Origin of the sequence: Christiangramia portivictoriae DSM 23547 (genome assembly GCF_000423045.1) — a bacterium.
GTDB lineage: Bacteria > Bacteroidota > Bacteroidia > Flavobacteriales > Flavobacteriaceae > Christiangramia > Christiangramia portivictoriae.
In genome coordinates this window covers 383,510-406,078 of sequence record NZ_AUHF01000001.1, presented here as the reverse complement: position 1 = coordinate 406,078, position 22,569 = coordinate 383,510, and the positions used below count along the sequence as shown (strand labels likewise).

Annotated in this window: 19 protein-coding genes; 9 read left to right on the top strand and 10 right to left on the bottom strand. The window is 41.6% G+C overall.

The features are described from left to right. Positions 1-19: 19 nt before the first annotated feature. The 3 genes from G529_RS0101940 to G529_RS0101930 form a co-directional block, all read right to left on the bottom strand. Complete coding sequence (locus G529_RS0101940) at positions 20-3,016, bottom strand: GEVED domain-containing protein (protein WP_026913925.1); 2,997 nt, start codon at positions 3,014-3,016, stop codon at positions 20-22. 121 nt (positions 3,017-3,137) lie between these two features. Beyond that, positions 3,138-4,682 (bottom strand): glycine--tRNA ligase, encoded by a 1,545-nt coding sequence (locus G529_RS0101935; protein ID WP_026913924.1) that lies wholly within the window; start codon positions 4,680-4,682, stop codon positions 3,138-3,140. Between the two features lie 66 nt (positions 4,683-4,748). Continuing rightward, entirely contained in the window at positions 4,749-5,630 is an 882-nt protein-coding gene (locus G529_RS0101930) for a hypothetical protein (RefSeq protein ID WP_035695395.1), read from the bottom strand. Between the two features lie 62 nt (positions 5,631-5,692). Here G529_RS0101930 and G529_RS0101925 point away from each other — a divergent pair, with 62 nt between their 5' ends. Further along, positions 5,693-6,373, top strand: coding sequence for a ComF family protein (locus G529_RS0101925; protein ID WP_026913922.1), 681 nt, complete (start codon positions 5,693-5,695; stop codon positions 6,371-6,373). Between the two features lie 57 nt (positions 6,374-6,430). Then, positions 6,431-8,035: an Ig-like domain-containing domain gene (locus G529_RS0101920; RefSeq protein WP_026913921.1), complete on the top strand. Its 1,605-nt coding sequence runs from the start codon at positions 6,431-6,433 to the stop codon at positions 8,033-8,035. Here the strand turns inward: G529_RS0101920 and G529_RS0101915 are convergent. Beyond that, entirely contained in the window at positions 8,022-8,801 is a 780-nt protein-coding gene (locus tag G529_RS0101915) for an amidohydrolase (protein ID WP_026913920.1), read from the bottom strand. The two genes, G529_RS0101920 and G529_RS0101915, sit on opposite strands and share 14 nt — an antisense overlap. 103 nt (positions 8,802-8,904) lie before the next feature. Between G529_RS0101915 and G529_RS0101910 the strand changes: the two genes are divergently transcribed. Further along, positions 8,905-9,414: a DUF1440 domain-containing protein gene (locus G529_RS0101910; RefSeq protein ID WP_026913919.1), complete on the top strand. Its 510-nt coding sequence runs from the start codon at positions 8,905-8,907 to the stop codon at positions 9,412-9,414. On the opposite strand, the gene G529_RS0101905 is transcribed toward G529_RS0101910, so the two are convergent. The 3 genes from G529_RS0101905 to G529_RS0101895 are packed head-to-tail and all read right to left on the bottom strand — an operon-like array spanning position 9,411 to position 14,490. After that, positions 9,411-11,879, bottom strand: a complete 2,469-nt coding sequence (locus tag G529_RS0101905; protein WP_026913918.1) for a ligase-associated DNA damage response DEXH box helicase — start codon at positions 11,877-11,879, stop codon at positions 9,411-9,413. The genes G529_RS0101910 and G529_RS0101905 overlap by 4 nt on opposite strands. Further along, complete coding sequence (locus G529_RS0101900; protein WP_026913917.1) at positions 11,876-13,471, bottom strand: ATP-dependent DNA ligase; 1,596 nt, start codon at positions 13,469-13,471, stop codon at positions 11,876-11,878. The genes G529_RS0101905 and G529_RS0101900 overlap by 4 nt, the downstream gene beginning before the upstream one ends. Continuing rightward, the gene (locus tag G529_RS0101895) at positions 13,468-14,490 is read right to left on the bottom strand and encodes a ligase-associated DNA damage response exonuclease (protein WP_026913916.1); all 1,023 of its coding nucleotides are present in this window, start codon (positions 14,488-14,490) and stop codon (positions 13,468-13,470) included. The genes G529_RS0101900 and G529_RS0101895 overlap by 4 nt, the downstream gene beginning before the upstream one ends. Positions 14,491-14,640: 150 nt before the next feature. Between G529_RS0101895 and G529_RS0101890 the strand changes: the two genes are divergently transcribed. Beyond that, a complete protein-coding gene (locus tag G529_RS0101890; RefSeq protein WP_026913915.1) occupies positions 14,641-15,072 on the top strand; it encodes a tellurite resistance TerB family protein in 432 nt (143 codons plus the stop codon). On the opposite strand, the gene fbp is transcribed toward G529_RS0101890, so the two are convergent. Next, a complete protein-coding gene (gene fbp / locus G529_RS0101885) occupies positions 15,045-16,091 on the bottom strand; it encodes a class 1 fructose-bisphosphatase (protein WP_026913914.1) in 1,047 nt (348 codons plus the stop codon). The two genes, G529_RS0101890 and fbp, sit on opposite strands and share 28 nt — an antisense overlap. Before the next feature lie 100 nt (positions 16,092-16,191). On the opposite strand from fbp, the gene G529_RS0101880 reads away from it, so the two are divergent. From G529_RS0101880 to G529_RS0101860, 5 genes are all read left to right on the top strand, one after another. Beyond that, positions 16,192-16,680, top strand: coding sequence for a GNAT family N-acetyltransferase (locus G529_RS0101880; protein ID WP_035695393.1), 489 nt, complete (start codon positions 16,192-16,194; stop codon positions 16,678-16,680). 55 nt (positions 16,681-16,735) lie between these two features. After that, entirely contained in the window at positions 16,736-17,209 is a 474-nt protein-coding gene (locus G529_RS0101875) for a GNAT family N-acetyltransferase (RefSeq protein WP_026913912.1), read from the top strand. A gap of 2 nt (positions 17,210-17,211) precedes the next feature. After that, complete coding sequence (locus G529_RS0101870) at positions 17,212-18,462, top strand: aspartate kinase (RefSeq protein WP_026913911.1); 1,251 nt, start codon at positions 17,212-17,214, stop codon at positions 18,460-18,462. A gap of 33 nt (positions 18,463-18,495) precedes the next feature. Next, entirely contained in the window at positions 18,496-20,307 is a 1,812-nt protein-coding gene (locus G529_RS0101865) for a GNAT family N-acyltransferase (protein ID WP_026913910.1), read from the top strand. Between the two features lie 86 nt (positions 20,308-20,393). Next, positions 20,394-21,047, top strand: coding sequence for an SDR family oxidoreductase (locus G529_RS0101860; protein ID WP_026913909.1), 654 nt, complete (start codon positions 20,394-20,396; stop codon positions 21,045-21,047). Between the two features lie 45 nt (positions 21,048-21,092). On the opposite strand, the gene G529_RS0101855 is transcribed toward G529_RS0101860, so the two are convergent. After that, positions 21,093-21,503, bottom strand: coding sequence for a VOC family protein (locus G529_RS0101855; RefSeq protein WP_026913908.1), 411 nt, complete (start codon positions 21,501-21,503; stop codon positions 21,093-21,095). 43 nt (positions 21,504-21,546) lie between these two features. Beyond that, positions 21,547-22,524: a 2-hydroxyacid dehydrogenase gene (locus tag G529_RS0101850; RefSeq protein ID WP_026913907.1), complete on the bottom strand. Its 978-nt coding sequence runs from the start codon at positions 22,522-22,524 to the stop codon at positions 21,547-21,549. Between the last annotated feature and the right edge of the window lie 45 nt (positions 22,525-22,569).

Below are 22,569 nucleotides of genomic sequence, written 5' to 3'. Positions count from 1 at the left end.
GATTTATTTAAAATGCTGGTTATTTTACAATGAAGCGTTTGACTTTACCAACTTTTCGCGTACCAACACGCACCAGGTAAACTCCCCTCGCGGCATAAGACATATCCAGATCATAGATATACCCATCCCCGTTGTTAGTAATCAAGTTTTCCAGCAGTAGCTGCCCGCTAATATCGTGCACCGTAAGTCGCAGCGGTTCATTAAAACTGGTTTCCATCACCACCCGGTAAAGTCCTTCAATCGTTGGATCTGAAACCACGATCAACTCGGCTTCATTTAAAATAAAGTCTTCGATATCCAACGTACTATCGGTGATATTGACAGAATAATCATGGGTTGTTCCATAGGCCATCACCGAACATGGATCATTCAGGTCTCCATCAAAACTGGTATCGCCTGCTCGTATTCTAAGCAAGTGCTGCCCAAGTCTGGCATCTTCAGGTAAACTGAAATCGTAAGTAAAGGGCGTGTTCACTTCAGGAATCACTTCCGAAGTGATCAATCTTTCAGAATCTTCAAAAACTGCGTTATCATTAAGATCGATCCACATGGAAAACTTCTCCACATCATCCTCAGCAAAATTGGTTTGCACAGTCACGCTATAATTGTTGACCGATCGATCAAGATTTGTTGTCCCGCCAATAAAATCAAGATATCCTGTAGTACATGGAATTCTTTCATTGATGAAATCATTGATCTCAAAGTAAAATATACCATCTCCCTGGGAACAATCTGATCCTTCCGGAATACAATCCAGATTTGCCACTGATGTTCTTTCTGAATCATTTGCTGGATCAAAATCGTTCGCTAACCTTGTACGGGCCGTAATGGTGTACCTTCCGGAACTTGAGAAATTAGAAGTCTGGTTAAACGTATAAACTTCAAGACCACCCACATCGATTGTCCCATTGAAAACTTCAGAAACAGTTGCATTGTTTCCAACCTGGTAAGAAACAGGAAAGTTGCTTTGAGGCTCTCCTCCAAAATTCTCTATAGTAATGGTAACCTGTTCTGAAGCACTCAGATTCTCCCCAGATTCCGGAGCGTCTATAGAAGTCACTCCAATATCGTTGGGCGGCAAATTCTTTACTTCGGCTTCAATGCTATCATTTCCGGTATTGGCGTCATCCTCCAGGTTGGTAGAAATCACCAAAGTATAGATCTGGCCTACTTCAGATAGATCAGCAAGTTCAGAAAAATTAAATTCAGCAACACTTTCCGCAGGAATAGTCTGCGTAAAGGTCTCGGTTACGGTTTGACCACCATTAATGGTATAACTGATCTCAAAATTAGACTGAGGATTGAGCCCAAAATTTCGAATTTTCACCCTGATTTCTTCGGAAGCTGTTAAACTGGCATCTTCAGGACTCTCCAGGCTAATGACGCCTACATCGTTAAGCTCTGTTGCTGAAAATCTAAAAACTCCCACTTTGTTAAGACGCCTTGTGCCTTCGAAATATTCTGCATTATGCCAGAACGTGAGATCATCCACCGGGTCTATACTTAGATGCGCGTAATCTCCATAGCGACCAAATGGACTGGGCTGCGGACTCAATCCCTCCACAATACTTTGCTCCTCGATGCTCATGATCCCCGGGGCGTCGTTCACGTATCGCCCGGTATACCTGATGGAAGGGAAAATTGGGTCTACAGGATTATCATCCAGAATCGTGAATCCAAGCGCTATATTTCCCCGGGCATCGATCCCGATACTTCCACTAAAACGGTCACTTGCGTCTGGGGCATACGTACCTTCCTGGTATACACTCCAGGCTTCGCCATCGCCTGCCTGTCTAAGTTCATACCAGCGAATACCCGCATGCTTGGCAGGACTCGCATCCACATCTACCACGAAGTTCATAACAACCGAATTGTGGTCTTCGAACCGGCGATACTGGGTCATATACATCATGGCACCCTGCAACGCATCAATATCTGTATCGCTTCCGGGCTGTGCAAGATTTTTAAAGCTGCCGCCATCAAATGTTGCGATAAATGGTGAGACACCTTCGGTAAGTTCCTGGCTGAGTCTAATGCTTGAGGAAGCAAGGTCTTCCCAGTCTACATCCATAAGCCAGATTTTGAGGTGATCTTCATTTACCCCGGCCCATTGATCATCCTGCAAATAAATAATTGGAGCCTCTCCCGCAGGAGGAAGCTCTGATCCCATCACACTAAATCCTGCCGGACTATAGAAGCCATTATTCTGAATTCCCGGCAAAGGGAAACCCAGAATTCTAACATCATTCGCACCAGCCAGCATTTTATCCCGCTCCAGCACATAAACGATCTCTTTACCCTGTGGTTCCAGTGCATCTTTATTAGTCGTGATATAGTAACCATCGCTCCAGAGTGATATTTTTGGATAATCTGGCAAGGATTCCAGATCAAACCTATAAGTGTACCACCCGCTGTTCACAGGATCCGGACCCTGAGATACTGCAAAGAGCAATGCCGCCGGAGAACTGCTCGTACCTCTCGGCGTAAGGTCATCGCTAAACTGCATGACCACAAACCTGTCTGCAGATTCATCATAAAATACGATGGGATCTCCATCTGTCTCATCATTAAAAGCTCCTCCAATACTGGCTAGTGAAGAACCAGGTATTAAAACATTTCCCTGCTTATCCCAGATCGCAAATTCAGAATTCCAGGCATTCACATAATGATTTCGTCCTACGGCGCCCGTAGGATCTGAGGGCGTTGATCTTGTATCGGCTCCATCAAAAGTGAATAATGGCGCTTTTGCAGGAATCTCACCTTTTTTCTTCTGTACGGTGGGATCATCTTTTTTTGGCAATCCTTTTCCTGGTACGATCTTATTGATCCCTCTGTTTCTTGGATTATATAGCTTTTGCTCTTTGGTGGAAGGAATCAGTCGTTTCTTTGAAAGTGCTCCCGATTTAATTACGCTGGCAGAATCTATAAATGCGGGGCCCATTCTTTCTTTCTCCTGGGAAAAAATCTTCAGCTGAAAAAGAAATAAAAGAGGAAGTAATAGTATGTATTTTTTCATCGCGAATGCATCAACTTCAATAATGACTAAAAATAGACATTATCAGATTTAATCAATATAAAAAAGGCAATTAATCGCTTAATTGCCTTTATATCGGGACTATACCAGAATATGAAAGTTCCTATGCGAAATCTTTCATCCAGGTTTTGAAGTCGGTTTCTTTTCTAATTAATGCATCGAGTTCAGAGATTTTCACTCTTTTTTGCTCCATCGTATCGCGAAATCTCACAGTTACCGAATCATCTTCCAGTGAATCATGATCTACTGTGATGCAAAGCGGAGTTCCGGCAGCATCCTGTCTTCTATATCTACGGCCAATGGCATCCTTTTCATCGTACTGCACCCTGAAATCCCATTGTAGTTCATTAATGATCTTATTGGCAAGTTCAGGAAGGCCGTCCTTTTTCACCAGTGGTAATACTGCTGCTTTTGTAGGTGCCAGTACTGCTGGCAGCTTCAATACTGTACGGGTATTCCCGTCTTCCAGCTGCTCTTCCTTCAATGAAGAAGAAAGCACGGCAAGGAACATACGATCAAGACCTATCGAAGTTTCGATCACGTAAGGCACATAATTCTCTTTAAGTTCAGGATCATAGAACCTTAGCTTTTTACCGGAGTGTTCTTCGTGGGCTTTCAGGTCAAAATCTGTTCTTGAATGAATTCCTTCAAGTTCTTTAAATCCAAATGGAAAATCAAATTCTATGTCTGCAGCCGCGTTGGCGTAATGCGCTAATTTTTCATGATCATGGAATCGGTAGTTTTCCTCTCCCAATCCTAATGATCTATGCCAGTTCAATCGTACTTCTTTCCATTTCTCGTACCATTCAAGTTCTTCTCCCGGTCTTACGAAAAACTGCATCTCCATTTGTTCAAATTCCCTCATTCGGAAAATAAACTGCCTGGCAACGATCTCATTTCTGAAAGCTTTACCAATTTGAGCGATCCCGAATGGAATTTTCATTCTCCCTGTTTTCTGAACATTTAGAAAGTTTACAAATATACCCTGGGCAGTTTCAGGTCTCAAGTATAAATTGGTTGCAGAATCTGCTGAAGCTCCCAGTTTAGTTCCAAACATGAGATTGAACTGTCTAACTTCAGTCCAGTTCTTGGAACCGGTATCAGGATCTGCAATTTCAAGTTCTTCTATTAATTTTTTGACATCTGCAAGATCCTCATTGGTAAGCGAGCGAGCGAGTCTTTCCAGGATCTCTTTGCGATCACCCAGGTATCTTTGTACTCGTGGATTGGTTTGCTTATACATTTGTTCATCGAAATCTTCACCAAACCTTTTCTTAGCTTTTACGATCTCCTTTTCTGCCTTCTGAAGAAGCTTTTCAGCATAATCCTCTACCAGAACATCTGCACGATATCTTTTTTTAGAATCCTTATTATCAATAAGTGGATCATTAAAGGCATCTACGTGGCCGGAAGCCTCCCAGGTGGTGGGATGCATTAAAATAGCTGCATCTATCCCAACAATATTCTGGTGTAACTGTGTCATACTTCTCCACCAGTATTCCTTAATGTTTTTCTTCAGCTCTGCTCCATTCTGTCCATAATCGTATACAGCACTCAGCCCGTCATAGATCTCACTGGATTGAAAAATATACCCATACTCCTTGGCATGGGAAATCACGTTCTTAAAAAGGTCTTCTTGTTTTGCCATGGAGCAAAAATAAAAAAACCGCCCTGAATAAGCTTCAAGGCGGTCTGTATTTTATATATTAATCAACTATCTCAGGCTAAAACTTCCATTTGCCAGAAGTACAGCGTCATTATAGACATATACTTTGTAAGTTCCTTCCAGTAGTTTATCCTCATCTGTATTAGAGAGAATACAAACATCGAGTTCATCCTTTTCATAAAATACTTTTGAAGACGCACTGTACACCATGGCTCCACCTTCATGTTGAACTACAATCTGATCACCTACGAGTTCATTCTCAGGGTTGTAAACCTGAACGTACATGGTTTTCTCTCCTGTCTCAGCAAGATCATTGGCAGTTAGCGTAAAACATGTTCTTATCTGGTCAATACGTCCCGTTCTATCATTTTCCACCAGTTTACCGCTATTTCGTACAATCACACCTTCACCTTTTAAACCGGTTATTTTTAATCGTGCCGCCTTATCTACTTTTGTGGAAAGACTCTGGTTGGTATTTCGCAAAGAATCTGAAAATCTGGTTCTTTCCTGTAAAGCCACATTTGTACTATCCAGCGAAGTGCTTAGTTGCTGATTCTGGGCGCTCAAACTATCCACTACGCGGAACAACCTGTCTTTCTCCGCTTTTAAATTGCCAATCTCTCTTCTATATCTCGAGATCATCACCAGGTTTGCTTCATTATCTTTTACTGAGTCGAGTAATCTGGCAATACGATCTCTTGCATTCACCAGGTCTTGGTCCATCACCTCATTCTCATCGATCGCCTCATCATACCTAATGATAAGCTCATTCAATTCATCTTCGATTACTGTTTTTTCCTTCTGAAGGATCTCTTTATTCTCTTTTTCCTCGTTGTAGAATTTGATCGTATAAATACTAAGGGCTATAAGCGCTACGGCCAATACACCGGTAAGAACTTTTAATGCAGTATTGCTCTTATTTTCTGTCATTATGAATGAATTTAGTTTGTAAATTTATATGTTTAACCAAGTCTGGTACAAGCCATTAACAAATGTTTCACGATTTCCTCAATCTCCTTTATCCGCCTTCCTGTCACATCTGCGAGAAGGAGCTTTTAAAAAACGAGCAGATTCTTTGCACCAGCTGCCTGCATGATCTTCCGGTTACCAGATACCATTTATATAACGACAATCCGGTTCAAAAAATTTTCCAGGGCAGGGTAAAGATAGACAAAGCAACGGCATTATTGCATTTCAGAAAAAAATCTGGGGTACAGCAACTTATTCACGATCTAAAGTACCGAGGGCATCAGGAAATCGGAAAGTTTCTTGGTGCCTGGCTGGGCGAAGAACTATCGGGCATCCCTGCTTACAGGGAAATAGAACTTGTTCTTCCCGTTCCTTTGCATAAGTCGAGGTTAAAGGAACGAGGGTACAACCAGGTAGAAGCTTTTGGAATAGAGATCGCCGGAAAACTGGATGCTCAATACAGACCTGATCTTCTTTTAAAAGTAAATGCGATGCAAACTCAAACAAGCAAAGGCAGGATCTCCCGATGGGGCAAAATCGAACAAACGCTTGAAATTCATAGAACAGAAGAACTAAAAGGAAAGAAAGTGCTATTAGTAGATGATCTGGTGACCACAGGAGCGACACTCGAAGCCTGTGCCCATAAATTACTGGAAATCGAAAATATTAATATCTCTATCGCTACCATGGCAATTACCCACTAAGCATTACGTTGTAATTCAAAATAATTGTTTCTTTGCTAAAAGAATTCCTTTTTATTCATGAAGAAAAAAGTACCCGGTTTTATTCTAGTTTTGATACTTCTGTTCTCCACAGTACAGTGTGCAAAGAAAGGGATGCCCGAGGGCGGACCGGTAGATGAAGATCCACCAAAATTCTTAAGAGCAAATCCTGAAAATTTCACCACCAATTTCAACAAAGAGGAAATAAGAATTTACTTTGATGAGTATATTAAGCTGGACAAACCTTCTCAGCAGATCATTATTTCTCCTCCAATGGTCCCAAAACCTAATATCATGCCATTGGGAACCGCTCGAAAAGATATCAAAATAGAAATTACCGATACGCTGGAAGAAAACACGACGTATGCGATCAACTTCGGAAAATCGATCGTAGATAATAATGAGGGAAACCCGTATGAGTATTTCAAATATGTATTTTCAACAGGAGATTATATAGATTCACTGGCCATTTCAGGAACTGTTAAAGACGCTAAGCTGAAGGAACCTGCCGAAGTAATATCTATCATGCTTTATGAAGCTGACACTTCCTATACAGATTCCATAGTTTACAAAAAAACTCCTAGATATATCACCTACTCCCAGGACAGTACATTCAATTTCAGCCTGGAAAATCTGAAGGCTGGAACGTACAGAATGATCGCTTTAATGGATAGCAATGACAATTACCTTTATAATCCAAAAAAAGAAAAGATTGGTTTTGTAGAAGGCGATATCACAATTCCTACTGAAGAAACATTTGAACTCACAGTCTTTAAGGAACAATTGGAGTTTGAGCCTAAGAGACCCAGTCATTTTAAAGGAAACCAGCTCATCTTTGGATTTGAAGGCTATGCAGATCCAGATAGCATTACTATCGATTTGCTTTCTGCCAGGCCTGAAGGTTTTCGCTCTCGAATAATCAAAGACCCTGTAAAGGATACTTTGTATTACTGGTATAATACCAGCCCAGAACTTGATACCCTTATATTTGAAGTGAATTCTCCGGGAACAAGAGATACCCTGATCGCCAGAATGGGCAAACTCGAAAGAGACTCCCTGATGGTCACTACCGAAAATGGAGATTTGATCAAAGACTTTAAATTAAAAGCCAACACACCCATTACAGATTATGCGGCAACCCAGATAAGGATCATGGATATGGACTCTGTAGATGTTCCATTTCAAGCTGAATTTGATCCATTGCTGAATGAAGTACGATTGAAGTTTGAAAAAAAACCTTCAAACACTTACAACATTACCGCATTTCCAGGCGCGATCACAGATCTCTTCGAAGAAACCAATGACACGATTTACAAGAACATTACTACAAAAGATCTTTCAGCATTTGGAACTATGATCATCAATCTTCAGAATATCCAACAATTTCCGGTGATCGTACAACTAACTAATACCAAAGGTGAAGTCCTGGCGGAGCAATATTCAGAAGACCGATCAAATTTCACGTTCAATTATCTCAATCCAGGTGATATCCTGGTGCGTGTCATTTTCGATAGCAATGCAAATCGAAAGTGGGACACCGGTAATTTCCTGAAGAAGCTTCAGCCGGAAAGAATTCAGTATTTAAGAGATACGCTGGAAGTTCGTGCTAACTGGGATCAGCCTTATACGTTTATTCTAGACTAAAGGCATCACGATCCTGCAGGAACTTAAGTTTATCACGGGTTTCCATGAGCGCCTGTTTGGAAAGTTCGAATTCTTCCACGAATTCTTCAGCTCGATCCAGACCTGTTATCGCATTTCCTAAAACATCATAAGCGGCTGAATGTCCATTATATACATACCCGTCTCCATCTTCACCGGTCCTGTTTAGACCTATGCAATAACTCATGTTTTCTATCGCGCGCGCCTTCAGTAGCGCGTCCCAGGCATTCACACGCTTTTCCGGCCAGTTGGCAACGTAGATAAGTACATCATAATCTTCAGTATTTCTGGCCCAAACCGGGAATCTCAGATCGTAACAAACCAGCGGACAAATTTTCCAGCCTTTGTATTCCACGATTAATCGATCTTTTCCGGCAGTATACGTAAGATGTTCCTTTGCCAGAGTAAAGGTGTGTCTTTTGTCATAATTCTTGTAATTCCCATCAGGAAACACAAAAAAGAGTCGGTTATAATATGCACCATTTTCTTTGATGATCACACTTCCGGTGATTGCAGCATTTTTATGCTTAGCCGTTTTGATCATCCAATTCAGGGTCTTACCCTCTGTTTCTTCAGCCAGGTTTTCAGCATTCATACTAAAACCAGTGGTGAACATTTCGGGCAACACAATGAGTTCTGCCTTCTCACTGATCCCTTTGATCTTTTCTGAAAACATTTCCAGGTTTGCATCGATATGTTCCCATTCGAGTTCAGCCTGAATTATCGCGACATTTAATTTTTCATCCATACTCAAAAATATAAAATTCGTGTAAAGCTGTGCCAAAGCGGTGTTAAATCATTGTGCAGCACCCGCGTTATAAATAGTTTTAATCCACAAAAAAATCAAAATCATGAGTGTAGCAAATTTCTTTCAGAAGGATTCATATGTTTCTAACACAAGTCGAAGTGTAATTTCAGGTTTTATTGGTGGTCTTGCCGGGACAGCAGTAAAAACCCTTATCGAGCAGGTATTGCCCGTTAGAGAAATTGACCAGCAATCTTCCCAGATGAAAATCGTGGATGATCTTTCTATAAAAATTACGGGTAGCCCTGTAAGTACACATAATGAAGCACTGGCAGAGCAACTGGTGAATATTCCAATGGGTGGTTCCCTTGGTGCAGCTTATGGTTATGGTAAGAAAAATCGTTTTGGTCTTAAACCTATGGATGGGGTGATTTTTGGCGCCACAACATGGGCTTCCACTCACGAAACTTCGCTACCTATTCTTGGTCTTGAACCAAAACCAACAGATGTTCCAATTAGAATGCAGATCAACGAGCTTTTTGCGCATGTCGCTTTCGGTGTCACTACAGAACTCGTTAGACATTACATCGATAAACAAATGAGAGAGAGCAACTAAACCTCTAATTGCTTCAACATTCTTTTGATCCTATCCTCCAGCTTTTCTGAAGATAATTTTTCACGCATTCTGTCTGTGATAATAGGAAATGAGAAGGGTGTTGGTTTTGCACATTTTTTCCAGACGATCGTTTGCTTAGAAATTCTATCAAGGGAGATTCTTAATCTCCCTTCTTCCAGTTGATGTTCGAATGTCTCCCGAAAGGCTTGTTGATATAACAGGTTATCTTCCTCATAATCCCTGAAAACACTGAACAATAATTGAGAATTTGACTGCAGGTGTTTGCTCTTGATCAGTTTATTGGGATAACCTGTAAATACCAGTCCGGCAATCACAGCGATATCACGAAACTTTCTACGTGCCATTTCTGTAGCATTCAAACTTTTATACAGATCATCCATTAGATAGGCTGCAGAAAAAAGATTATTATCCAGTACCTGCTGCATATCGATCTCCTGGTCTGAAAGTAATTCGAACCCGTAATCATTGAAGGCGATCGAAAAACTGATGGGCACTAGTAAACTAATACGGTATGCCAGCAAACTCCCTAAAGCTTCGTGCACGAACCTGCCATCAAATGGATAGAAAACCGCATGGTAACCTTCCCTGGTTTTAAATGTTTCTATTAGGAATTCATCGGCCTTTGGAATGATCGAATCTCTTTGCTGTCTTTTAAAAATAGGTTTTAATGCTTCAAATTCCGGACTGGTTTTCTCGTCCTGTTCCAAAGCAGAAGCTTCATACATCTCATCCCGCAACAATTCGCTCATTTGAGCCGAGAATGTCATTCTTCCTCCCGACCAGCTGGGAACCTTCGCTGTCTTCTTTTTGGATTTCCTAACCAGCACCTGCATGTTCTTGATACGTACAAGCTCAAGGTTTCTGCCGGCAAAAGTGAAAACATCACCGGGTTTTAATTTGGAAATAAAGAACTCTTCCATAGTTCCTATATAGCCACCCTTGATATATTTTACGCTCAATACCGCATCGCTAACGATCGTTCCAATTTGAAGTCGGTGCCGCATGGCTACACCACGGTTGTTGATCTTAAACCTGCCGTCTTCCTCGATTTCCACTTTTTTATATTCATCGTAAGATTGCAGGCTCTGGCTACCTTTAGTAATAAAATTAAGGATCCAACGCCATTCATCTTCAGTAATTCCCTGGAAGCAAAATGTACTGGCTATTTCAGGAAAAATATCCCTGGGAAAAAATCCGTTGGAAACTGCCAGGGTGTTTAAATACTGTACCAGAACATCAAAACTCATGAGGTAAGGCACCCTATCTTCCACTGCCTTCTTAACCACCGCCTTTTGTAAAGCCGCAGCCTCGATCAATTCTATAGCATGAGTTGGCAGGAAATAGATCAAACTTACTTTTCCCGGCTGGTGGCCGCTTCTCCCCGCTCTCTGTAAAAATCTCGCTACACCTTTGGGGCCGCCAATTTGCACGATCGTTTCCACTGGGGCAAAGTCTACTCCAAGATCCAGACTGGAAGTGCAAACCACCGCCTTCAAACTTTCATTTCTTATCGCCTGCTCAACCCAGAGCCTTGTTTCTTTGTTGATACTACCGTGGTGCATGGCTACTTCCCCGGCAAATTCCGGATATTTACTTAACAATTTCTGAAACCAGAGCTCGCATTGTGAGCGTGTATTGGTAAATAACAACGTGGTTCGGGATTCTTTGATGATGGGCACTACATCATCCAGTAAATGCAGCCCTAAATGTCCACGCCAGGGGAATTTTTCCATTTTCTTCGGAATAATGGAGCGAACATCGATTTTCTTTTTTAAAAATGCTCTTACTAAAACCGAATTTTCTAATGCTGCAGAACCGGGTCCAAGCAGTACTTCTCTTGCCTGATCCAGATTTCCGATAGTTGCTGAAATTCCCCAGATCCTTAAATCACTAGAGATGCTTTTTAATCGGGAAAGAGCCAATTCTATCTGGACACCTCTTTTGGTCCCCAGCAGTTCGTGCCACTCATCGATTACGATGGCCTGCAGATCCCTGAACGTTTTATCATAGTTCTTTGAAGCCAACAGTAATTGCAGGCTTTCAGGAGTTGTAATGAGCAGATCTGGCATGGATCGTTTCTGGGCGGCTCTATCCTTCTGCGAAGTATCACCGGTCCTGATGCCTACCGTGAACTGTGTTCCCATTTCTTCCGCAAAGCGTGAAGCGGCCTGCTCGATCTCAACACTTAAAGCTCTAAGCGGGGTGATCCAGATCGCCTTTAAACCTTTCTTGTGCTTCGTTTTATAGTCTGGGTTTTTACGAATATACTCCAGTACTATTGGCACCCACAATGCGTAAGTTTTACCACTTCCGGTAGGCGCATTTAAGAGTCCGTTTTTCTTCTGAAGATAGGCGGTCCAGGTATCCTTCTGGAATTTAAAAGGTTTCCAGTCCTGTCCCGCAAACCAGTCGTCTGCCAGTCCTATGAGTTCTGCGGGCTTCATGATGGTATGAGCGCTTTTAGATCTTCGAGCGTATTGGCTTCCTCGATCTTTTTATCTAATCTCCAGCGAAGTATCCTGGGAAATCTGGTAGCAACGCCACTTTTATGTCTTTTGGATTCTGCAATTCCTTCAAAAGCAATTTCGAATACATAATGCGGAGTAACACTTCTAACCGGGCCAAAGCGGTCCAGCGTATTTCTTTTGATCCAGGCATCCAGCTTTCTAAATTCTTTATCGGTTAAACCAGAGTAAGCCTTTGCGAAAGTGACCAGCTCCTTTTTTTCGTCATCCCAAAGCCCGAATGTGTAATCTGTAAATAAATTACTTCGCCTTCCATGACCTCGCATAGCATAGGTAAGAACAGCATCTATGGTTAGAGGATCAACTTTCCATTTCCACCAGTCTCCTTTTTTTCTCCCTACGAGGTACGGAGAATCCAGTCTTTTCAGCATTAGTCCTTCCGACTTTACCTCTCTTGAATTTTCGCGCTCCACAGCGGCTTCTTCCCAGGTTTTAAACCGTATACTTTCAGAAAGATGCAGAGGCAGCTCTTCGCTTCGAACTTCGTGATATAGCTTTTCCAGGATCTCACGTCTTTCTCCAAAGGCGGTATTCCGAATATCTTCACCTTCCCATTCCAGAATATCATAAGCTTTTAGAATAACCGGTGTTTTTTCGAGTAGTTTCTTACTAACATTTTTTCGACCTATCCTGGTTTGAAGATCATTAAAAGTTCCAATCTCACCATCTGGAAATGGCAAAATTTCACCGTCGATTACCGTCCCATTGGGAACAACGCCAACCAGCGCTTCAAATTCAGGATATTTATCGGTTACCAGTTCCTCTCCACGCGACCATACAAATAACTGGTCATTTCTAATAATTACCTGCGAACGTATGCCATCCCATTTATGCTCGGCGCTCCATTCTGAAACATCTCCAAGTGCACCAGGTTCATCTTCAATTGCGTAAGCAAGATAGAATGGATAAGGTTTAGAAAGAAAATCTTCTTCATTTTCTTCCAGAATCAGCTTATTATAGGTGATTTTCGAAGGTTCCCAGTTCCCCATCAATTTAAATGCAAGAATATCTTCATCGATATCTGTAGCTTTTGCCAGCGCACGAGTCATTAATTTCTGACTCACTCCTATTCGAAAACTTCCGGTTATAAGTTTGGTAAATACAAAGCGTTCATAATAGTTGAGATTCAACCAATTATCAAAGAGGTATTCTTTCTTGACATCTTCAGGCTTCTTCTTTAATTCGAGAATTTCCTGTAAGAATTGATTCAGACTCTTTTCCGTAGAACTGTCACTCTTCGGAATCACAAGTGCAATGGTTTCAGCGAGATCTCCAACAATATGATAGGATTCTTCAAACAGCCAGAGCGGGATATTCGCTAATTCTGAAGCCCATTCCCGCATAAGTGTAGTATTTACAGGTCGTGGTGGTCTTCTATGACTCAGGATCGCAATGGTCCAGACCTTGTCCTTATCTTCAGCATTTTTAAAATACTCGGTAAGAGCTTCTACTTTGAGGGTAGTTTTATTGGTGCTGTCCAGTGTTTTGATCAAATCTGCAAATGCTCTCATTCTGAATCCTTTTCTTTATCGCTTTCCAGTTGCCCTGTTTCACTTTCATACTGAGTTTCTTCAGTTCGTGCGTCATAACCCTGTTCGCGAAGATATTTTGAAAATATATCTGTATATCCATGGGTACAGATCACTTTTTCGCAACCGGTTTCCTTGATAGACGATAGCAAACCCTGCCAGTCGCAGTGGTCACTCAGTACAAAACCTTTATCGATTGCTCTTCTCCTTCTGGCGCCACGAAAAGTCATCCATCCACTGGCTGATGCGGTGACATAAGGCACCATTTTCCTTATCCAAGTACTGCCATGGGCACTTCCCGGGGCTAGTACGATATTTCCTTTCAGGTCTGCTTTGGTAGTTTCCCTGGTCACTCTTGTCGTCTCATGAAAATCCATTTGTGCACGTAACACTTCAGTCATGTTCTCGATGGCTCCGTGTGTATAAATCTTTCCAATAGATGGATCCAGATGTTTCAATAATCGCTGGGCTTTTCCGAGGGAATAACCAAAGAGTACCGAAGTCCTCCCGTCGGCCTGGTTTTGTGCCCACCAGTTATTTATTTCAGTAAAAACCTGCGCCTGCGGAGTCCATTTAAAAGCGGGTAGTCCAAAGGTACATTCTGTAATGAAAGTATGGCATTTCACGGGCTCGTAAGGTACAGCCACACCATCATCCTCCGTCTTATAATCTCCGGTAAAAACCCAGACTTCACCTTTATATTCCACCCTTATCTGCGAAGAACCAATAATATGACCTGCCGGATGCAACGAAAATTTTACTCCGTTGATCGTAAAGCTCTCATTCCATTTTTTACCGGTCACATTTATTTCTCCAAGCCGGTGGCTAATAATGGGTACGTTGCTGTGATGGGTGATATATTTATTGTGACCATACCTGCTGTGATCTGCATGACCATGAGATATGATCGCCTTATCCACAGGTTTCCAGGGGTCCAGGTATACATCTGCGGCAGCGCAGTAAATTCCTTTGTCGTTAAAAGCCAGTAGCGGTGTTTCCATAAATTCTGAAGAAAATTGAATTTAAATAATACTGTATTCACACCGAAAGGATTAAGAAAAGATTAGCGAACCACAGACAAGAATAATGCTGGCTTTGCATAATTAAAGTGCGGGATAGTTTTATATTTGTAAGACTAAATCATAATACAAATGTCCTTTTCAGATTTATTTGGCTCAGGAGAGCATCTAAGAAACTTAAGTCATTTTGCATCGATCGTAAATCTTGCAGCCATTGATGGCGAGATTAACGATAGAGAAGAGAAATTACTTCAAAGATTTGCCCGTAAACTGGATATTAACGAAGAAGAATATGCCAAGGTGATCGAAAACCCAAAAGCATTTCCTCTTACCGGATCCAATAGTGTGGAAAGAAGATTAGAGCGGCTACACGATCTTTTCAAGATCATCTTTGCAGATAATGAGATCGACGAAGAAGAAACTGAACTTATCAAGCGCTACGCGATTGGTCTTGGTTTTTCCAGCCAGGCTTCTGAAGGTATTATCGAGCGTTCTATCCAGATCTTTAGCGGACAGTTAAATTTCGAAGATTACCGTTATTTGCTTGAAAAGGATAATGACTGAGACTGATCTTTAGTTTCTGCTTTGCGCATGAATTCTTCAGCTTTTTCTACCATTTTTTTGCTTCCGCAGAAGAAAGGTACGCGCTGATGTAGTTCGGTAGGCTTTATGTCCATAATTCTCTGGAAACCATCACTGGCCTTACCACCCGCCTGCTCTGTTAAATACGCGAATGGATTGCACTCGTAAAGCAGTCGTAATTTTCCATTATTGTTTTTTGAGCTTTTTGGATACATAAAGATCCCGCCTTTGATCATGTTGCGGTGAATGTCTGATACCATGGAACCAATGTACCTGGAAGTATAAGGGCGATCTCCCTGCTCCTCCTGGCAGTATTTGATATAATCCTTCACTCCCTGAGGAAAGTGAATATAATTGCCTTCGTTGATCGAATAGATCCTTCCATCTTCAGGAAATTTCATATCTGGATGCGAAAGATACCAGGATCCAAGTGCAGGATTCAAAGTAAACCCATTTACGCCATGCCCTGTAGTGTATACTAACATGGTTGAAGTTCCATAAATAATATATCCCGCCGCCACCTGCATATTGCCGGGCTGAAGAAAATCTTCTTTCTGAACCGGAGTGCCAATGGGTGTTACTCTCTGGTAAATAGAAAAAATGGTTCCTACAGAAACGTTTACGTCTATATTTGAGCTTCCATCCAGTGGATCCATCAATACGACATATTTATTCTTATGATCTCGTTTATGCCCTTCGATCCGGATAAAATCATCATTTTCTTCGGAAGCGATCCCACAAACGATCTCACGATTGGTTAAGGTCTGGATGAACTTATTATTTGCATAAACATCCAGCTTTTGCTGGTCTTCCCCCTGAATATTCGTCTCACCATAAGCGCCAATAATATCCACCAGTCCGGCTTTGTTCACCTCGTGGTTTACTACTTTGGCCGCTAGCCTAATGGAATTGATAAGTCTGGATAATTCTCCGGAAGAACCCGGGAAATCTGACTGGTTTTCAATGATAAATTCTCCGAGTGTTTGATTTGGCTTAGACATGAAGTTGCGTTTCTGGGCGCTAAAGTATTAAAATTTGATCTTACTATAACGATTTCGCTGGCAATGTTACTATTGTTTAAATTTGTATAAAAGTATTTATATGGAAATTAACATTAGAAAAGCGGAAGCCCGGGATATGCAGGACGTTCTTGGTCTTATCAGGGAACTCGCTGTTTTCGAAAAGGAGCCGGACGCCGTAATAATTACTGAAGAGGATCTTATAAGGGATGGTTTTGGTGAGCTGCCTTTGTTTACCTGCTTTGTGGCTGAAGTTGAAGGCAAGATCCATGGAATGGCACTTGTTTATTTCAGGTATTCCACCTGGAAAGGAAAAACTGTTCATCTTGAAGACCTGGTAGTTAGGGAGAGCTATAGAGGTAAAGGTCTGGGATCTGCTCTTTACAGCCGCGTGATCAAATTTGCTTCCGAAGAAAAAGTAAAAAGAATAGAATGGGTGGTACTAAACTGGAATACAAATGCTGCCGATTTCTATCGCAGAACTGGCGCCAATGTCATGCAGGACTGGGATACGGTACAAATGGATGCAGAAGGAATGCATGCCTATCTCCTAAATAAAAACATGCTTTAATACGGCTTTAATATACTTATCGTCTACAATCCCTATTTTTGAGAAAATTAGACTTATGGAATATACAATTAGAGAAGCCAGACGTGAAGACATGCGCGATGTTCTGGAACTTATAAAGGAACTAGCTGCACATGAAAATCATCTGGAAGACGTAGAGGTGGATGTTGCCGCCCTGGAAAAAGAGGGTTTTGAGCACGAAAACTTTAAATGTTTTGTTGCCGATGTATCTGGTAAGATTGAGGGTATGGCGCTGGTATATTTCAGGTTTTCTACCTGGAAAGGAAGAACTGTACATCTGGAAGATCTTATCGTTCGTGAAAGTATGCGTGGAACCGGTCTTGGCGGAGCTTTATACCAACAGGTCGTGAAATATGGCCATGATCATGGCGTTAAACGTATAGAATGGGTCGTTTCAGAAGGAAATAGAAATGCGATCGAATTTTATGAAAACACAGGTGCACAAATCAAGGAGAGCTGGAAAACAGTGCATATGGAAGAAAGTGGCATCCATAAAAATGTAAAAAAATAGTGATCAAAGTATTTAAGTTTGGAGGCGCTTCGGTAAAAAATGCGGAAGGCGTTCGTAATCTCCTGAAGGTTCTTAAAGTTACTGGAACTGCGGAAAAACTGATCGTCATTTCTGCGATGGGGAAAACCACGAATGCTCTGGAACTCGTTGTACAGGAGTATTTACAAAACTCCAAAATCAATAATATCCTGGAAGAAGTGAAAACTTATCATCTGGAGATCATGCAGGAGCTTTTTCCAGATACTAGAGCACACGTTTTTGCTAAAATTCAAAAGCTTTTTACCGAACTTGAGAACTTTTTAGAGCATAACAGGTCCACTCAGTATGATTTCGTGTACGATCAGGTTGTGAGCTTTGGAGAGCTGCTTTCAACCACGATCGTCAGCGAGTATCTTAATAGTATGCAGATCCCTTCACAGTGGCTGGATGCGAGACAATTCATTAAGACAGATAGTACTAACCGCGAGGCACAGGTAAACTGGAGATCAACTCAGGATCTTGTACTTGATCATATCGACACGGCCAAACTCAATATTACACAGGGTTTTATTGCTTCAGACGCGAACAATTTCACGACGACATTAGGCCGGGAAGGTTCAGATTATTCCGCTGCAATACTGGCTTACTGCCTTAATGCTGAAAATGTAACGATCTGGAAAGATGTGGCTGGTGTTTTAAATGCAGATCCACGGTACTTTTCCGAGACACATTTACTCAACCAGATCTCATATGAAGAAGCTATTGAACTGGCGTTTTATGGAGCTTCGGTCATTCATCCTAAAACACTTCAGCCATTACAGCGAAAGGAAATCCCGCTTTATGTTCGATCTTTTATAAATCCATCGGAAGAAGGTACTGCGGTTAGTAAAGGCAGAACTATTTTTCCTGAAGTGCCCTGCTTTATCGTTAAGAAGAACCAGGTCCTCATCTCACTGTCCTCTCTGGATTTCAGCTTTATGGTAGAAGAAAATATTTCAGAAATATTCAAACTTTTCCATAAGTACCAAATGAAGGTGGATCTTATTCAAAATTCAGCCATTAGTTTTAAAGTTTGCGTGGATAATAAATTCAATCAACTGGAAAAACTGATACAGCATCTTAAGGCGAGGTTCAAGGTGGATTATAAAACGGGTGTTTCTCTCTATACCATCAGGCATTTTGATGCTGAAGCGATCGCTAGCCTGGAAAAGGATAAAACCGTACTTTTAAAACAACTGACCCAAAACACCGTTCAACTGGTAGCAGAAGATTGATTTTAGGTCAGAAACTAACCAAACCAGGCAATTATGGGAATCGTAAGTGCAAGAGAAGTAGCCGAAGTGATGAACCTTCGGAAATTTGGCTTTATTGGAGACAGCATAGGCTGGCTAATCCTGAAGACTACGAAACTTTCCCGTATCAATCGTGAGTACGATCAACGAAAAAACCTTAATGGAATAGAATTTATAGACGCTATTCTTAATGAATTTGAGATCGATTTTGATATTCCAGAAAAAGATCTGAAACGAATTCCGAAGGACGGTGCATTTATTACTGTTTCCAATCACCCTCTTGGCGGTATCGATGGAATGATCCTGATGAAACTGGTGCTTCAAAAAAGACCTGATTACAAAGTAATTGCCAATTTTCTTCTACATCGTCTAGATCCACTTAAACCTTATATTCTACCGGTAAATCCTTTTGAAGATCATAAGGAGGCCAGGTCGAGTTTAGGGGGCATGAAAAAATCGATCGCACATCTCAAAGCCGGCAATGCTTTGGGAATTTTTCCTGCAGGGGAAGTTTCAACCAGCAAGGACAATCACCTGATCGTGGATAGACCCTGGGAACCTTCAGCCATGAAGCTTATCCAGAAATCGAAAGTCCCGGTGCTACCAATCTATTTTCATGCGAAAAACAGTTTGTTTTTTTACCGCCTGGCCAGTATGAGCGATGTGCTGCGTACCGCAAAGTTACCCAGTGAAATGCTTTCCCAGAAACGCAGGAAGATCAAGGTTAGAATTGGCCACCCAATTTCAGTAGAAGATCAAAAGGAACACACCAATCTGGAAGCCTATACCGCGTTTTTGCGCCGTAAAACATATATGCTTGCCAATGTTTTCGAAAAGAAAAAATTACTCTCGAAGCTTCCAAGGACATTGAAGATCCCCAGATCTCCAAAAGACGTCGCTGAAGAAACCAATTCTGCATTAATGATCAATGAGGTCGAGAATTGCCGTAAAATGGATAAACGACTTCTGCAGAGCAAAAACTATGAAGTATTCCTGGCCAAACGCGAAGTGATCCCAAATATTCTCAATGAAATTGGCAGACTGAGGGAAATCACCTTTCGGGAAGTAGGAGAAGGCACTAATAAAAGCGTAGATCTGGATAAATTTGACGATCATTACCATCACCTGTTTCTCTGGGATCGTGAAGCCGAAAAGATCGCCGGTGCGTACAGAATGGGAATGGGCAATGAAATCTTTGCTGCACACGGTATTGATGGTTTTTACCTGCAGGACCTGTTTGGTTTTGAACCAGAACTGTATAAGATGATGAGCGAGAGCATCGAAATGGGCCGGGCTTTTATTATTAAAGAATACCAGCTAAAACCAATGCCTTTATTCCTGCTCTGGAAAGGAATTGTGCATTGTACGCTACGTTTTCCTGAGCATAAATACCTTATTGGCGGAGTTACCATTAGCGACAAATTCAGTAATTTTTCAAAATCGCTGATGATCGAATTCATGAAGTCCAATTATTACGATCCTTATGTTGCACAGTATGTGCATCCAAAGAAAGAGTTTAAGGTAAAACTGGTAGACGCAGACAAAGACCTTGTATTTGACGAAAGCGAAGCAGACCTCAACAAATTTGATCGTATCATTGACGAGCTGGAACCCGAAAACTTAAGACTGCCGGTACTTATCAAGAAATATATAAAACAGAATGCCAAGGTAGTTGCCTTCAATGTAGATCCTTTGTTCAATGATGCGGTAGATGGCCTTATGTACATCAGGATCGCAGATCTGCCGGAGAGCACCGTGAGACCGGTTATGGAAGAGTTTCAGAAGGAACTTGAAGAACGAGCAGCAGCAGGCACAAATGAGCAATGAACCGCTGTTAAGATACTGTTATTCTGATGTTTTTACTGGATATTGGAATGCCTGATTCTTAACTTGCAGCTATAAAAGCTAACAACATGGAAAATATTTTAATAGCCGGTGCAACCGGTGCTACAGGAAAAAGAGTGATCGAAATCCTGAATAATTCTGAAAGTTTTAATCCGCTGGCACTTATTAGGAAAGAGGAGCAGAGACAGCAGTTCGAAGATATGGATGTGGAAGCCGTAATGGGAGATCTTGAAGGAGATGTAAGTCACACCATGAAAGGTATCGACAAGGTGATCTTCGCCGCAGGATCTGGTGGTGCGACCAGCGAGGAGAAAACAATCGCTGTAGACCAGGAAGGTGCCAAGAAACTTATAGATGCCGCTAAAAATTCAAGAGTTCAGAAGTTTGTGATGTTAAGCGCGATGGCTGCAGATGATCCTTCGAAAAATGAAGATCTGAAACATTACCTGGAAGCAAAAAAAGAAGCTGATGACTATCTTCGTGCAAGCGGGTTGAATTATACGATCGTTAGACCAGGTGCATTAACCGATGATATAGGACTGGCCAAGGTTGAAGTTGCAGAAGGTTCACTTGGAAAACGAGGTGAGATTTCCAGGGATGATGTGGCATTTCTATTGGTGATGTCACTGGCAGATCCTTTAGTAAAGAATATGACTTTTGAAGCGATCGAAGGACAACAGTCGATCAAAGAAGCTTTACTGGATCTTACCACCAAAGCTTAATAAAATATTGAATTCAGAAAAAAGCCATGCGATGCATGGCTTTTTTTATTGGTTATCTTTTGCTTTCTGATCCAGGAAAACCTGATCTACCGGCTCCCATAATTCAATTTTGTTTCCTTCCGGATCCAGGATCCATCCAAACTTACCATAATCATAGGTTTCCATTTCGCCTACAACTTCTACTCCTTCAGTTTTCAAAACCTTCAGTAATTCTTCCAGGTTTTCTACCCTGAAATTCATCATAAATTGTTTGTCCGAAGGCTTGAAATATTCAGTTTGATGATCCATCGGGCTCCATTGTGTTGAGCAATCATTCCCTTGTTGATCCTTCCACCAGAAAGTACAGCCATATTGATCTGTATCCAAACCCAGATGCTGATGGTACCAGCTCTTTGTAGCATCAGCATCTTTTGTTTTAAAAAAGAAACCTCCCAAACCTGTGACCCTGTTTTTCATAAGGCATTAATTTATATTGGTTGAAAGTGGTAAAGTAAAACGTCTACTGCTCTACTCGACCAAAACTTTCAATGATCTTATCTGCAATTACCGTTGCCAGTTTCTCGTGAGATTCCCGGGTCCATCCCGCTACATGCGGACTCAATAGTGTATGTGGCATGAACATAAGCTCTCTTAAAGCTTCCGGAATAGGATCTGCCGCACTTATGCTTACGTTCTTTTTATTACCAAAAAGACTTTCAAAGCTGGACTTCTCATATTCCAGTACATCCAGCCCTGCACCTAGAATTTTCCCTTCTTTCAAGGCTTCCACAAGATCTTCTGTTATCGCACTTTTCCCTCTGGCTGTATTGATAAACCAGAATGGCTTCTTAAAGTTAGCGATAAATTCCTTATTGATCATTTGATGGGTCTTCTCTGTCAATGGAGTATGCAAACTCACTACATCTGCTTTTTCAAAAAATTCATCGTAGGAAACCTGTCTTGCATTCTCATCTGCAATTCCCTCCTTCAGATCATAGAAAATAACGTCCACATCAAAACCTCTCAATTTTTTCGCAAAACTTTTTCCCATGTTTCCGTAGCCAATCAGGCCAACTGTTTTTCCATCAAGTTCCACACCGCGGTTTTCTTCCCGGTGCCAGAGACCTTCCCGAACTTCACGATCTGCTTTGTTGAGCCTGTTAAACAGGGATAACAGCATTCCAAGGGCGTGTTCTCCTACCGCATTGGCATTTCCTTCTGGCGCAGAGAAAAGTTTGATTCCGCGTTCCTGAGCATATTCCACGTCAATACTTTCGAGTCCGGCACCAACCCGGGCAATAAATTTTAAGTTAGGCGCAGCGTCCATGAATTCCCTGTCGATCTTAAACCGACTTCTTATCACGATACCGTCGTATAAATGTTGATTCTGAAGCGTTTCTTCCCGGCCTTGCTCAAAGCCTTCTATATTGTGATGACCGGCTTCAGCCAGTTTCTTCATTAATATGGGGTGATTGGTATCTGCGTGCAGGATATTCATGTCTTTCTTGTTTGAATTTAGCAATTTTCACACTTTCAGTGATCT

Bases quoted from the DNA above. Each gene is read 5' to 3' on its own strand.
- G529_RS0101925 (WP_026913922.1), top strand. From the start codon at position 5,693: ATGTTTCACGATTTCCTCAATCTCCTTTATCCGCCTTCCTGTCACATC.
- G529_RS0101905 (WP_026913918.1), bottom strand. From the start codon at position 11,879: ATGAAGCCCGCAGAACTCATAGGACTGGCAGACGACTGGTTTGCGGGA.
- G529_RS0101850 (WP_026913907.1), bottom strand. From the start codon at position 22,524: ATGAATATCCTGCACGCAGATACCAATCACCCCATATTAATGAAGAAA.
- G529_RS0101920 (WP_026913921.1), top strand. From the start codon at position 6,431: ATGAAGAAAAAAGTACCCGGTTTTATTCTAGTTTTGATACTTCTGTTC.
- G529_RS0101855 (WP_026913908.1), bottom strand. From the start codon at position 21,503: ATGAAAAACAGGGTCACAGGTTTGGGAGGTTTCTTTTTTAAAACAAAA.
- G529_RS0101895 (WP_026913916.1), bottom strand. From the start codon at position 14,490: ATGGAAACACCGCTACTGGCTTTTAACGACAAAGGAATTTACTGCGCT.
- G529_RS0101935 (WP_026913924.1), bottom strand. From the start codon at position 4,682: ATGGCAAAACAAGAAGACCTTTTTAAGAACGTGATTTCCCATGCCAAG.
- fbp (WP_026913914.1), bottom strand. From the start codon at position 16,091: ATGTCTAAGCCAAATCAAACACTCGGAGAATTTATCATTGAAAACCAG.
- G529_RS0101875 (WP_026913912.1), top strand. From the start codon at position 16,736: ATGGAATATACAATTAGAGAAGCCAGACGTGAAGACATGCGCGATGTT.
- G529_RS0101910 (WP_026913919.1), top strand. From the start codon at position 8,905: ATGAGTGTAGCAAATTTCTTTCAGAAGGATTCATATGTTTCTAACACA.
- G529_RS0101860 (WP_026913909.1), top strand. From the start codon at position 20,394: ATGGAAAATATTTTAATAGCCGGTGCAACCGGTGCTACAGGAAAAAGA.
- G529_RS0101930 (WP_035695395.1), bottom strand. From the start codon at position 5,630: ATGACAGAAAATAAGAGCAATACTGCATTAAAAGTTCTTACCGGTGTA.
- G529_RS0101880 (WP_035695393.1), top strand. From the start codon at position 16,192: ATGGAAATTAACATTAGAAAAGCGGAAGCCCGGGATATGCAGGACGTT.
- G529_RS0101900 (WP_026913917.1), bottom strand. From the start codon at position 13,471: ATGAGAGCATTTGCAGATTTGATCAAAACACTGGACAGCACCAATAAA.
- G529_RS0101915 (WP_026913920.1), bottom strand. From the start codon at position 8,801: ATGGATGAAAAATTAAATGTCGCGATAATTCAGGCTGAACTCGAATGG.
- G529_RS0101865 (WP_026913910.1), top strand. From the start codon at position 18,496: ATGGGAATCGTAAGTGCAAGAGAAGTAGCCGAAGTGATGAACCTTCGG.
- G529_RS0101940 (WP_026913925.1), bottom strand. From the start codon at position 3,016: ATGAAAAAATACATACTATTACTTCCTCTTTTATTTCTTTTTCAGCTG.
- G529_RS0101890 (WP_026913915.1), top strand. From the start codon at position 14,641: ATGTCCTTTTCAGATTTATTTGGCTCAGGAGAGCATCTAAGAAACTTA.